At 40.2% G+C, this 13157-nt stretch carries 13 protein-coding genes; 7 read left to right on the plus strand and 6 right to left on the minus strand.

From position 1 onward, the window contains the following. Positions 1-524 precede the first annotated feature (524 nt). The 6 genes from FJ218_08760 to sigZ all read right to left on the minus strand — a co-directional run bounded on the left by FJ218_08760 (position 525) and on the right by sigZ (position 7449). Entirely contained in the window at positions 525-1367 is an 843-nt protein-coding gene (locus FJ218_08760) for a hypothetical protein (GenBank protein ID MBM4166988.1), read from the minus strand. A gap of 94 nt (positions 1368-1461) precedes the next feature. Further along, positions 1462-2730 carry a T9SS type A sorting domain-containing protein gene (locus FJ218_08765; protein MBM4166989.1) on the minus strand — a complete coding sequence of 423 codons (1269 nt, stop codon included), beginning with the start codon at positions 2728-2730 and terminating at the stop codon, positions 1462-1464. Positions 2731-2771: 41 nt separating this feature from the next. Further along, positions 2772-4331: a PEGA domain-containing protein gene (locus FJ218_08770; protein ID MBM4166990.1), complete on the minus strand. Its 1560-nt coding sequence runs from the start codon at positions 4329-4331 to the stop codon at positions 2772-2774. Beyond that, positions 4331-5821 (minus strand): GAF domain-containing protein, encoded by a 1491-nt coding sequence (locus FJ218_08775; GenBank protein MBM4166991.1) that lies wholly within the window; start codon positions 5819-5821, stop codon positions 4331-4333. The genes FJ218_08770 and FJ218_08775 overlap by 1 nt, the downstream gene beginning before the upstream one ends. Positions 5822-5841: 20 nt before the next feature. Beyond that, a complete protein-coding gene (locus tag FJ218_08780) occupies positions 5842-6810 on the minus strand; it encodes a carboxypeptidase-like regulatory domain-containing protein (GenBank protein ID MBM4166992.1) in 969 nt (322 codons plus the stop codon). A gap of 66 nt (positions 6811-6876) precedes the next feature. Further along, positions 6877-7449, minus strand: coding sequence for an RNA polymerase sigma factor SigZ (sigZ, locus tag FJ218_08785; protein ID MBM4166993.1), 573 nt, complete (start codon positions 7447-7449; stop codon positions 6877-6879). 183 nt (positions 7450-7632) lie between these two features. Between sigZ and FJ218_08790 the strand changes: the two genes are divergently transcribed. From FJ218_08790 to FJ218_08820, 7 genes are all read left to right on the plus strand, one after another. Continuing rightward, positions 7633-7893, plus strand: coding sequence for a response regulator (locus FJ218_08790; GenBank protein MBM4166994.1), 261 nt, complete (start codon positions 7633-7635; stop codon positions 7891-7893). Positions 7894-7974: 81 nt separating this feature from the next. Continuing rightward, the gene (locus tag FJ218_08795; GenBank protein ID MBM4166995.1) at positions 7975-8205 is read left to right on the plus strand and encodes a PAS domain S-box protein; all 231 of its coding nucleotides are present in this window, start codon (positions 7975-7977) and stop codon (positions 8203-8205) included. Between the two features lie 51 nt (positions 8206-8256). Then, positions 8257-9207 (plus strand): DUF4115 domain-containing protein, encoded by a 951-nt coding sequence (locus FJ218_08800; GenBank protein MBM4166996.1) that lies wholly within the window; start codon positions 8257-8259, stop codon positions 9205-9207. Beyond that, positions 9203-11212, plus strand: a complete 2010-nt coding sequence (gene ligA / locus FJ218_08805; protein MBM4166997.1) for an NAD-dependent DNA ligase LigA — start codon at positions 9203-9205, stop codon at positions 11210-11212. Before FJ218_08800 ends, ligA begins: the two co-directional genes overlap by 5 nt. 119 nt (positions 11213-11331) lie before the next feature. Then, positions 11332-11946 carry a glycosyltransferase family 9 protein gene (locus tag FJ218_08810; GenBank protein MBM4166998.1) on the plus strand — a complete coding sequence of 205 codons (615 nt, stop codon included), beginning with the start codon at positions 11332-11334 and terminating at the stop codon, positions 11944-11946. A 111-nt stretch (positions 11947-12057) separates the two neighbouring features. Then, a complete protein-coding gene (locus tag FJ218_08815; GenBank protein ID MBM4166999.1) occupies positions 12058-12399 on the plus strand; it encodes an STAS domain-containing protein in 342 nt (113 codons plus the stop codon). A gap of 87 nt (positions 12400-12486) precedes the next feature. Beyond that, a partial coding sequence (locus FJ218_08820) for a sodium:solute symporter (protein ID MBM4167000.1) occupies positions 12487-13157 on the plus strand: 671 nt, incomplete at its 3' end.

The raw sequence follows: 13157 nt of genomic DNA on the forward strand, positions 1-13157 counted from the left end.
GAAAAAGCAATTATCGTGCCAAATACTGCAGAGGGAAAAATTGTCAAATTACTTCGTTTGATTGGTATCATTTTCAAGAGTTGATAGTATGATTTACATTCATCAATCGCACGACAACAAATTGGAAGATTTGACAAACGGAGGTTTTGAGCGAATTATATGCTTTTTTATACTTGAAAGGTTCGGCGTTGTCCCTTCAAGGCTGCATCTGATATGTTAAACGTATGTTTTTTTTCCAAAACATAGAATATCATTGCTTCAACCTGTAAAAAAACACGTTCTCGGCAGTATGTTCAAATGAAAAAGTTTTTTTTACTTGGTTCGAATAGTAGATTGGAAGGTCAATTGCCATAACTACTACGAACTACTCTTTCTGAGTAAATTTGCGGTTTCACTTTTATTCGCTAACACTATTTGCGAAGCATTCCGTTTGCAAAATGATGGAATGTTCAGCAGGGAAAAAATCACGCATAAATTTCGCACTAACGTTTTTTTTTGCGGGAACAATCGTAACTTGTTAGGAACTAAAAAGAAAATCGAACAGTAATTTTGACCGTACTGAAATCTTGAGATGCGGAAAGTTGGGGATATTCCGGAAAATGGCGCTCCGAAATGTTTACCAAATCAAATTGCGAATACAACCACAACGCAAGATACGAACCGATGAACGCGTTTCGTATTTTATACGAAGTATTGAATTTATCATAACTCTTCGAAATCCGCTGCGGATTTCCTTCGTTCAAGTATTGCTGTTCTTTTTCGTTTGTGTCGAAAATAAAATACACTATTGCGGCGACATTCACAACAGTTGCAGACGTTAAAATATATCCTTTGCTTTGTTCGTTCATATACAAATGTCCCCAACCGGGAAGAAGAAGCGAACGAAGGAATGAAGAGGTTACAGAATCCGTTCCTCTGCGAATAAATACGAGCGTAGGTTTAGCCAAGGTGTCTTTTTTAGGTTCTTCATTACTGAGGAACGTGTCAGCAATTTGGAAAAAATCTCTTCGTACTTTTTCAAAAAACGTGATGATTTTTGGAGAAATGGAAACCGGATCCAATGCGTAATCTTTATTGAGTTTCAGAATTTCGACGAAGCATTTTCTCGCATCAATTTCCTGCGCAAGCGAATAATGAGCAACGCCGCTCATCGTGTATAATTCTATCGCTTCGTTCGCCGAAAGCGGAATGCTGCTCGAAAGAATTTGTTCGGAAAGCAGAGTAACACGGGAAAAATCAAATGATTCGTACGCTTGCCGAAGTTGTTGAAGAAAAAGAGAATCTTGCGAAAAACTTGTTGTGGAAAAAAAGAAAAATGTACAGAAAACAGCGAGAAGATGTTTGTTTTTCTGCGAAAGAACAGACACTCCTCGGAAGTGGTTGCATACGAAAGAGGCAAGCGGGAACATCATTTTTTTGAAAGTTGTAACGGCACTCATCAAGGCGAAAACGAGCAACATTTTATCGAATCAACAGCATCTTCCGCGAATGTGAATAATCGTTTGATTTCAGTGTGTAAATATAAATGCCGCTTGCAACGCTGTTCCCACCGTCGGCGCGCCAAATAACGTTGTGTGTTCCCGCTGAAAAATTCCCGCGTGCAAGATTTGCGACGTGTTTTCCTTCGAGCGAAAAAACGTCCAGTGAAATATTCTCTGTATGTTCCAAACGAAACCGTATCGTCGTTGTCGGATTGAACGGATTCGGAAAATTCGGAGAAAGTTCAAAATCGTTTGCGCGCACGTCCGGTTCTTGAAAATCTGTCAATGCTCGATACCTTTCGATGTGAGGAATAATAACTCCGTGCGCATTTGCCCCGCCGAAAACATAGATGTAGTCATTAAAAACAACAGCGCTGAATCGTCTGCGTCCGTATTGCATCTGCGGCCCCATCGTAACCGTTGTATCTGTGCCGAAACGAAGAACTTCCATAGAATTGAGCGCGCCGCTGACTTCATTATATCCACCGAGAATAAATATTTTGTTTTCACTCTCTATCCGAACTGCTCTTCCTCCTGCACGAGGAACAAGCAAACGACGGGGAAATTTTTTATAGATATGCGAATTGATATTGAATTGAAAAATGTCAGTTCGTATGCCGTTGTATTCTCCTCCGAAAACAAGAATAGTATTTCCCCGCGACGACGACATTTGATTTTCCGGCATCTCATTTCCGACGTATAAACTATCGTTTTTATATGTAACGGTTTTCGTCGGAATGTTATACTCGGCAACATACACTAACCGCGCAGAGGGTCTTCGGTCTAAATACAATCCGCCGAAAATATATAAGTTCTGATTGATGATAAGTCCTGTTGCATCCAAACGATTGAAAATACGGTTAGTATCGTAAAGCGTTACGTGCGTAGAATCTTCTTTGACGAACTTTTCCATCGTACTATCTCCTCGCCAAAAGTTAAATATTCCGCCGTGGATGTACACTTCATCATTGAATTTTTCCGCAACAAAGCGATAACGGTTTTTTCGCATGTGTCCGATAAATTGCCACGTTTTTGAATTGGGATAATATGCCTGTATTATATCCACGATGGATTGTGTTGAATCAGAATAGCCGCCGAAAAGATAAATGGTTGTATCAAGAACAATGGCTTCTGCTCCCGATACAGGAAATGGCATTTGACCAACAACTTCCCACGTTGTTCCCTGCGAAGAAAGAACGCCGTGAGCGAGGATAATTGTGAATACTATTTTTCGAATAAACGATGTCATACTACAACGACGTTACTTGCAATACTTGTGCCAAATATATTTCATCTTTCAAATTTATGCCGAATTTTCAATGTATCATTCTGCAGAACAACAATTTTTTGTTGCACCGGCGGAAACTTCGGATTGCGAAACGATAACGTATGTTCGCCGGGAAATAGTTTGAGCGGACGATTCAATGGTGTGTGACCGAAAAATTTTCCGTCGATGTACACTTCGCTCCAAGGAAAAACGCTACATTCCAAAAAACCGAACAGCGTATCCAGATGAATTTTTACCGATGCGACCTTCGATTGTACTATTCGAATGTTCTCGCTATAGGGAGGAAAATCGGGATGCGTGAGCATTATTTTGTGTTCGCCAACAGGAAGTACAATGTTTTTACTCAACGGCGTTGTTTCGATAAGTTGAGAATCCACGTAGATATTTGCCCACGGAAGACATTCAACAAAAAGTTCTCCCCAGTGCAATTCGGTATTGTTCGGTTTCGCTACATCAATAATTTCAACTCGCGGTTCTTTTTTCAATGTTGGTTGCGAAGGCGGAATAAATGGTTCTTCACGCCGTTCATTCTCTTTCAACGATGCTAAAGGAACACCGTTCGTGTTTTTCTGCGTATCTATGGTTCTTGTTTCGGAAATCGGCGATGGTTGTTTTGTTTCAATGCCGATTTGATTTTTGTTCCACAAAAGAAAAACTATCGGAAAGAGAAGCGTTCCCGAAAGAATGAACATTATTTTTTTTCTTCTTCCCATTGTTTTCCCCTGAATTGCAACAACGATTTTTTCACTTTCCGGTGTTTCTCCAAGTGAAAGCAATGCGTGTTCTGCATTTTCGTATCGCTCACGCGCATTTTTCCGCAGTAATCGTTGGAGCAACGGTTGTATTTCTTCAGGAAGAGAATGCAACTCGTTCAACAATCTCTCTTCATCAAAACGAATGATGTTGTTAATCGTAGAATTCACATCATTTCCCACAAACGGATTTTCTCCGGTGAACAATTCATACGCAACAATTCCTGCGGAGAATAAATCGCTTTGCGCCGTGAGCGTTTCTCCTTGAATTTGTTCCGGCGACATATAACTCGGCGTTCCAACGATGGAATATTGACTTGTCATCATCGTATCTTCCCGCGATAGCGCCAAACCAAAATCGCCGATTTTCAGTTGCAAATTGTTGTTCACGAAAATATTTTCCGGCTTGATATCGCGATGGATAATATGATGACGATGAGCGTTGTTTAATCCATGAAACAACTGAACAAGCAAACGCTTCTTTTCATCTACCGAAGTTTCCTTTTTTCCCAAAAATACGCGAAGGTTTTCGCTTTCAAAGTATTCGAATGAAATGTAAAAAAAGTGTTGATACATTCCGAAATCTAACACTTTAATAATGTTCGGATGCTCAAGTTTTGCGAGAATTTTTGCTTCTCGCTTAAATCGTTCGACAATTTGCTCATCAAGGAGCGTTTCCGTGTTCAACACTTTAAGGATAATTTTTTTCCCGAGAAACGTATGATGTGCAAGATACACCGCCGCGTTTGTATCTTTCTTAAAACAATCGAGAATTTCAAATTTCTCGAATAACAATTCGCGCGTATCCATTACGGCACTCCAATTTCTTTAAGTTTCATCTGCACCCAACGAACAGAAACGCCTAACGATTCCGCTGCCGCTGTTCGGTTTTCCCGAAAATCCTTGAGTCGCTGTTTCAGTATTTGCTTTTCTATATTTTCCAACGTTCCTTCGTACGAATCGCTTTTCCCTTCGTTTTCCAAAATGATGTGTTCTTCTTCAATTTTTCCCGCATCGCATAAAATCAGCGCGCGTTGAAGCACATTGAATAATTGACGAACATTTCCAGGGAAATTATATCGTTCCAGTTTCTTCATTGCATTGCTGGAAAACGTTATTGCTTTTCCACTGATTTGTTTTACAAAAAATGTTGCAAGGAGCGGAATATCGCTGCGTCGTTCGTGCAACGGCGGAAGCGTAATCGGAAATACATTTAAGCGATAAAATAAATCTTCGCGGAATTTTCCTTCGCTCACAAGTTGGCATAAATCTTTATTCGTTGCCGCGATAATACGCACGTTGATTTTTTTCACTTGTGTATCGCCTAAACGAATGATTTCTTTGTTTTCCAACACGCGTAAAAATTTCGCTTGTAACGCAGCGGAGATGTCAGCAATTTCATCGAGAAAAAATGTTCCCCCCTCGGCAACTTCGAGCAATCCTTTTTTGTCCGCAATTGCTCCGGTGAACGCGCCTTTTTTATATCCGAATAATTCGCTTTCCAAAAGATTGTCGGGAATAGAACCGCAGAACTGCGCCAGAAACGGTTTATCTTTTCGTTCGCTGAGTTTATGAATTGCCTGCGCTACCAAATCTTTTCCCGTTCCGCTTTCTCCCTGCAAGAGAACCGTGGTATCTTTGGCGGATACTCTGTGAATGATGCGCGCAAGTTCACGCATTTTTTCGCTTTCGCCGATGATGTTCGGAAGTTGTTCCGTTGTTTGAAGTTTGTTGCGGAGAATTTCATTTTCGTTTTGCAATAATTCGAGACGTTGAATTTTATCGAGCGACAACGAAACAAGATTTGCAAAAAAATTCAGGAAGAGTAAATTTTCTTCGGTAAATTCTTTTCTGTTCCGTTGACTATCGGCAAGAATTACTCCCCAGATTTCATCGTGGCGCAAAATAGGAACACCGATAACGGATTTTATTTTTTGAATTTGTATGCTGAGAAATTGCGAAACGTTCGGGTCGCTTTGAGCGTCGTGATAGAGAATCGGTTTTTTGTTCTGAATAACTTGCTGCAACACGCCGGAAGAAAATTGCGAAAGGTCGCTGAGGGTTTCTTTTCGGATATGGCGCGCAGAAATGATGGAAAATGTATGTTCCGTTTCGTTGTATTGAACAAAAAGTCCGCGTTCCGCATTCACTACGTTGATTACCCAATCGAGCGCATTTTCAACCAACGAATCTTCGTATGTTTGCGCATTTAGTAGTTGGCTCACGTTTATTAACGCTTCAAACTGTTCTTTCGTAAGTGTTTTTATTGCGGAAATATTCTTAAAAACTGTTTCTGTCATCGCTCAATTCTCTGCTCTCATTACTGAACAATAAACGATGCCGGCTTCGAGCGCGTTTTGTTCTTGAACTCATCAATTCCCCAAATCACCCAGAAAAATTCGTTCGTTGCACTTGTATCAAGCGAAGTTTCGATGTTGAAAAAAATACTGTCGCCGGAAATATTCGTCTTCGACCATTTCATTATCGGTTCAATCTCATCGGTATAAATTTCTATCGTATACGAAAATGCAAATCCCGGCGTGAACCGTTTCCAGCGAAGCGTTGGTGTTACCGTTACTACTTCAGAATTTTTCGGCGAAAGAATTTCGATCTCCTCTTTAATGATGCGTTTGACATTGGCGCTTCCGACAACAAACGCGGTTCCTCCTATTTCTTTTGCAACGAGCAGAAAATTTCTTCCGATAATGACATCGAACGAATTGAGATTTAAATCGAAATCGGAAAATGTTCCGGAAAAATGCGCCAAAGATATTTTCGATAATTGTTTTCGTATTTCCAATTCTTCATTGACGAGAAAAACAGAATCAATATTGTTGTCGTCGCTGATATCCGCTTCGACAATCAATTGATATTCCTTCGTATCTATGCCTCTGTTTTTTACGACGCTGTACATTATTACACTGTCAAGTTTGGGTAATGCGTTGAGATTTTTAATGACACCAATTTTTTTACTTCCGTTCCATTGAACGAAAAACGAATCTTGCGTGTAACCGTTTTTTTCAAAATACAACCAACCGTTTTTTGGTTCAAGATGTTCAAACGTAAATTTTCCGAATGCAGAAGAATACATAAACACATTAGTATTTTTCCAGTAAACACTTGCGCCCGCAATCGGCGTTGGTGGATTGGTGTTTGTTTGCACTGTTCCCTGAATTTGAAAAAGTTTATTTTCAGGATTTCCCGGGTCCAACGGATTATTGTGCGGCGCATTGCATCCGTAATACTGGAACAACGCAACGGTTAGAATTGTCAAAAAAGAAAACTTCATCGCGTGCAAAAATTTTCGCACTTAAATATCGAAAAATTCACGTGCATTTCTAAAAAGAGCAAACCTTCAAGGTTTGCAACCTGAACAACATTTGCACGAAATCGGATGATAATCTATGATGGTTCCGTAACGGTCAAATTCAAAATGACAGCATTGCAATAATTTTTCTTTCAGCATGTTGCGCGCGCGTTGCACACGGGATTTTGCTCCGGAAAACGAAATGCCAAGTTTTTTTGACAATGCGATTTGGCGCATCCTTTCGTATTCGACAAGAATCAAAGCTTCGCGATATGGCTCCGGTAATTCCTGTATCATTTCGCGAATACTGGTTTGCAGTCGTTCGGTTATACGCGGCTCTTCCGGCGTTTCTTCGATGTCGAATGATTCGTCATCAACATCTGTTGCAGTTTTCGTTGCGCGGAAATAATCAATGATGGCATTGCGCGTAATTTGAAATATCCACTGCTCGAGTTTTTCTTTGTCGCGCAATGTTTCCATTTTGTTATGAATCTTCAAAAACACTTCGTGCAGAATATCTTCCGCATCCATTGCATTATGAACTTTTGCGAATATCAATGTTCGCAACCGGTCGCTGAAGTTTTTATACAATAATGCTGTCGTATTCTGTTCTTTGCTCATATTTTTCAGCAACAATATAGAAGAACATAAGTGAAAGAACAATACAATCAATGCTTTGTGTACGCTTTGTTCCATATATCAACTGCAACGTTCGAGTGGCTTGTTCCCGCGTTTTCGTGTCGTCAATTTTTTATTTAGTTTTTTCCCGCATAATAGTATATCATCGTCCTGAAAAAAAATTGTATGTCCATCATTCATCGTATTTTATTAGTCGAAGACAATGATTTGGATGCGCAATTATTAGACCGCGAACTCAAACGCGCAGGTGTTGAGTTCACGATGCAGCGCGTACAAACAAAAGAAACATTCCTTCGCAAACTCCAAGAATTTTCTCCCACTACCATCATTTCCGATTACCATCAACCGACGTTTTCCGCGCTCGAAGCGATTACCCATATTTCCTCTGACATTACCGAACTTAAACTTATCGAAGAGCGATTATGAGAAAGCGAACTGAAATTCCGAACACTTACGGAATCGACAAACTCTGCCATCTTCATCTATCAGTGAGAAAAAATAAAATATGTGAATCCCGCGGCACAAATGCTGACAGGATATTCGAATGAAGAATTAATGCAAATGAACTTCTGTGACATTATGCACACGTATTTTCAGGAACTCGTGCGTGAACGCGGATTGAGACTATTACAAGGCGAATCGGTGCTGAACAGATACGAACTCAAAATTCGAACGAAGAAAAACGATGTTCGCTGGCTCGACTTTACTTCCAGTGTTACAGATACGAGGGAAGCATAGCCGCATTCGGAACCGCTTTTGATATTACCGAGCACGTCAAGGCGGAAGACGATGTGCGCTCTTCGTGGGAACAATTGCGGCATCTTTCCCATTGAAAGAAACGTTTTCCGAAGATGCCGCGATCGAGATTGTTGGAACGCATGCTTTTTCCTCTCTTTCAAACTTTGTAACTTTTCCGTGAAAAAATTTGAAATCGTGAACACAATTTCGGAACAACTCAAATCCGCGCGCGAGCATAAACAACTTTCGGTGAATGATGTTGCCGCGCTCACTCACATCAATCGTCGGTACATCGTAGCATTGGAAGAAGGAAATTTTGCCCTCATTCCCAAAGCATATCTCCGTTCATTTATACGCACGTATGCGAAAGAAGTTGGCATTTCACATGAAGCGATTATCTCCAAAGAAGAATATTCGCCGGCGGAAATACAATTACCTGCTACGCCTCCTCCCGTTGACCAAGTCGCCGCAATTATTGCAGAAAAAAAAGGTTTCGGAAAGAATGATGCGTCACACAAAAAAATGCCGCACCGGGATGTCCTCAAAGGCGTGGTGTTGTTTATTGTATTGCTTGGTGTTGTGTATGCGGTGACGCAATTCAATAGGTGGGAGAGTGCATCGAATATCAAGGCAATTCCTTTTCATGAAGTATTTGAAGAACGTGAACGCGTTGTTGAACACATAGACTCAATGCGGCTTTCTGCAACAGCAACGGATAGTGTTTGGCTGATTGTAAAAACAGATGGAAAACAAACAACGAAATCAATTCTCGGAAAAAATGAAAGCGCAACGTGGAGCGCAAAAGATAAGTTTTCCATCACGGCAAGCGACGCAGGAAAAATTCACTTCACGCTCAACAATCGTTACATCGGCGCATTGGGAAAAGAAGGAATGATTTTGCGCAATTCCATTCTCGATAAAGAAATGTTGAATCGCTTTGACGTAAAAGGAAATGTTGGAACGTTGAAAGAGGAAAAGGAAGATTCGAGTGCCGCAAATTAAAGAACCACAACGTCGCATCGAACAACTGCGCAAAGAAATTTTGTTGCACGATGAACGCTATTACGTTTTATCGCAGCCAACAATTTCCGATGAAGCGTACGATGCGTTGATGCGTGAACTGATAACTCTCGAAGAAGAATTTCCGGAACTGCAAACGCCCGATTCTCCTTCGTTACGCGTGGGGGGAAAACCGACGAAAGAATTTCCAACGCACATTCATTCATCGCCGATGTTGAGTTTACAAAACACGTACGATGAAAACGATATTCGTGATTTCGATGAACGAGTGAAAAAATTATTACCGAATGAAAAATTTCGTTACGTGTGTGAATTGAAATTCGATGGTGTTGCGCTTGCATTGCAATATCGCAACGGAATTTTGCACGCAGGAGCAACTCGCGGTGATGGAACACAAGGCGATACCATTACGAACAATGTAAAAACAATTCGCGCAATTCCGCTTTCTATTAAAGATGGACGCCACTTTCAAAGTGGTGTCCATCTCGACTTTGAAGTTCGCGGTGAAGTATTTATGCTCGGAAAAGATTTTGCCGCGTTGAATAAAGAGCAAGAAAAAAAAGGCGAGAAAACATTTATGAATCCGCGCAACTTTACTTCGGGAACGCTGAAAATGCAAGACCCGAAAATTGTTGCTTCGAGAAAATTGCAGTTCTTCGCGTATTATTTTTCTTCAAACAATACGAAAGAAAAATTTCATTCTGATAATTTAAAACTGTTGAAGAAACTTGGCTTTCCCGTGAATGAAGAATTTCGTGTTTGTAATTCGATTGATGATGTGCTTGCGTTTTGGAAAAGGTGGGAAGAAAAACGCGAAACGCTTCCGTACGATATTGATGGCGTTGTCGTAAAAGTTGATTCGCTCGCGCAGCAAGAAAAACTCGGAACGGTTGCGAAATCTCCACGTTGGGCTGTGGCGTTTAAGTTTGCTTCGCGAAAAGCAACAACGATTTTGAACAACATCACATTGCAAGTCGGACGACTCGGAACAATTACTCCTGTTGCAGAACTTCAACCGGTTTTTCTTGGAGGGACAACTGTTTCGCGCGCGTCGTTGTATAATGAAGATTACATTCGCGAAATTGATTGTCGGATTGGCGATACGGTCGTAGTCGAAAAAGGTGGCGATGTGATTCCGAAAGTTACTTCGGTTGTGTTGGAAAAACGAAATGCCAAATCGAAGCAATATAAATTTCCGTCGAAATGTCCCGAATGTAATTCACCGCTTTTCAAAAACGAGGATGAAGCGAATTATTTTTGCGAAAATATTGATTGCCCCGCGCAAATTCACGGGCGAATAGAACATTTTGCAATGCGCGGCGCATTGGATATTGAAGGACTTGGCGAAGCAGTTGTCGAAACGTTGCTCGAAAAAAAGTTTGTGAAAAATTATTCCGACATATACGAATTACACAAACACAAAGATGAACTTGCGCACATAGAACGTTGGGGAGAAAAAAGTGTTCAGAATCTTTTAGACGGAATTGAGTTGAGCAAAGCAAAACCATATCATCGCGTGTTGTATTCGATGGGAATTCGGCACGTGGGAAATACGATTGCGCAAAAACTTGCTGAGCAATTTTCTTCGATTGAAGAATTGGAACAAGCAACACAAGAGCAATTGCTCGAAGTCGAAGACATCGGACCAAAAATTGCAGAAAGCATCGTAAACTTCTTTTCACAAAAACACAACAGAGAAATTGTCGAGCGATTGAAAAAATTCGGGTTGCAACTTTCACAAGACAAAAAGAAAGTTACAGGAAAATTTTCCGGGAAAACTTTCGTGCTTACCGGAACACTTCCAACGTTGAAACGTGATGAGGCAAAAGAAATGATTGAAACAAACGGAGGAAAAACTGCTTCAAGCGTTAGTAAGAATGTTGATTACGTTGTTGTCGGCGAATATGCCGGTTCAAAATTAGACAAAGCAAAATCACTGGGAATAATAACAATTGACGAAGAAGAATTTTTGAAAATGGTGAAATGAGAAAATCCAAAACTCAAATTCCAAATGACAAACAAATTTCAAAACGCAAACATCAATAATAATATATTTTACTTGTTGTTTCTGACTAATTACCATTTACAAATTACCAATTACTAAACGTGGTAGATAGCGTTCAAGAAAAAATACAACACGTTCGCAAATGGGCAGATAAAGTAACGGTGGTTCACGCATTTACCGATATGCTGAAATTTGCCGGACTCAAAATTTCGCAGGTAAAGTTTCGTAAATTGAAAGAGGATGTTCGCGCGTTTACAAACTTTTTTACCAATGCGCAAAGCATTCTCATTATTCTCCCAACGGAATATAATGCCGCAATCGCCGCGGGAAAAAGTTTACAATTTCTTGAAACAGAACTTTCGCGAATGAACGTTACGTATGTGGATTTTCTCAATCTTCCGCGAACGAAACAGGAATTTGCATTTTTCGATACAATCTTTTTTTCTCCGTCGGATAAAAACCGTTTCGGGATTCCGAAAGAAGAATTTCTGCGCAAAGTAAAAAAGAAAAAATATGATGTTGCGCTCGATTTAAACTGCAATTTTGAACTTGCCCCTGCGTATATTTGCAAATCATCGAATGCAGTTTACCGAGTCGGTTTTTTTTATCAGCAGTCAAAACCATTTTACAATATATTTTTCAACGCAACGAAACGCGATTCAAAATTACACCAAGCAACATACGACTGGCTCGTGCACTGTTTGAAAATGTTTTAAAAGATTTCTGAATGATGGAGTCCATTTTTTTTATATACTTTGATGAAGACTTGAAATTCTCGTGGTAAAAAAACGAAGTGAACTCCATCTCAATTATTTAAGAAAAAAACTATGAACCTTAATTTCTCTCTCGAAACCAAAGACGAAAAAACTATTCTTTCTCTCTATGAATCGAAACTCGATACCATAGTTTCGCATTATCTCAAAGCGGAACTGCTTGTTGTGTGCAAAGAAGATAAAGTGCAAACTCTTGTCCTTGATTTAACTGATGTGCAAGAAGCCGATGAACACGGTTTAAGCGCGCTTCTTTTTACCAAACAACTTTCAGAGGAGTACGATTTTGATTTGCGTCTTGCCGGTGTAAATCACGATATCATCGAAACAATGCAGGCAATTATGATGGACCAATCGTTTGCGTTTTATGATTCACTCGAAGAAGCGATGGAAGAATGAAGCATTTTACATTTTATATTTTACATTGAGTATTGAAAAAAAAATTTCAGTTGGAATCAATGTTCAATAAAAAATGTAAAATATAAAATGAACTCAATGGGCTTTGCAACTCTCGACTACCTCATCGTTGCGCTGTATCTCATCGGCGTAACAATTGCGGGAATAATTATCGCCGGCAAACAAAAAACTTCGCGCGATTATTTTCTTGGCGGAAAAGAAATGTCGTGGTGGTCGGTAGGATTTTCGATTGTAGCAAGCGAAACTTCTACGCTCACCTTCATCAGTATTCCCGGACTTGCATACAAATCCGATATGCACTTTCTCCAAGTTGCGATTGGATATTTTATCGGTCGCCTTCTCGTCAGTTTAATTTTTATTCCCGCATATTACAACGGCGATTTGGAAACTGCGTACGATTTTCTCGGCAAGCGTTTTGGTTTGCCGCTCAGAAAATTTACGTCGTCGGTGTTTATCGTTACGCGCGTTCTTGCTTCCGGCGTTCGACTTTTCGCAACAGCAATTCCCGTTCATCTCATCACCGGTTTCGATTACACCACAAGTATTTTTCTCATCGGAATTTTCACACTTGCGTACACATATCTCGGCGGTTTGAAAGCCGTTGTTGCGATGGATGTTGTGCAATTGTTCATTTATCTCGGCGGCGCTGTTGCTTCGATGTTTTTGATTCTCCAACATTTACCGAATGGATTTTCCGATGTTATTCATTTCGCAACGTTGAACGGAAATAAATTTGAAAT

The organism is Ignavibacteria bacterium, from assembly GCA_016873775.1.
Lineage (GTDB): Bacteria > Bacteroidota > Ignavibacteria > UBA10030 > F1-140-MAGs086 > JAGXRH01.

Excerpts from the sequence above, each read along its gene's own strand:
- FJ218_08765 (MBM4166989.1), bottom strand. The coding sequence starts at position 2,730 with ATGACATCGTTTATTCGAAAAATAGTATTCACAATTATCCTCGCTCAC.
- FJ218_08770 (MBM4166990.1), bottom strand. The coding sequence starts at position 4,331 with ATGGATACGCGCGAATTGTTATTCGAGAAATTTGAAATTCTCGATTGT.
- FJ218_08775 (MBM4166991.1), bottom strand. The coding sequence starts at position 5,821 with ATGACAGAAACAGTTTTTAAGAATATTTCCGCAATAAAAACACTTACG.
- FJ218_08780 (MBM4166992.1), bottom strand. The coding sequence starts at position 6,810 with ATGAAGTTTTCTTTTTTGACAATTCTAACCGTTGCGTTGTTCCAGTAT.
- sigZ (MBM4166993.1), bottom strand. The coding sequence starts at position 7,449 with ATGAGCAAAGAACAGAATACGACAGCATTATTGTATAAAAACTTCAGC.
- FJ218_08790 (MBM4166994.1), top strand. The coding sequence starts at position 7,633 with ATGTCCATCATTCATCGTATTTTATTAGTCGAAGACAATGATTTGGAT.
- FJ218_08800 (MBM4166996.1), top strand. The coding sequence starts at position 8,257 with ATGTGCGCTCTTCGTGGGAACAATTGCGGCATCTTTCCCATTGAAAGA.
- FJ218_08815 (MBM4166999.1), top strand. The coding sequence starts at position 12,058 with ATGAACCTTAATTTCTCTCTCGAAACCAAAGACGAAAAAACTATTCTT.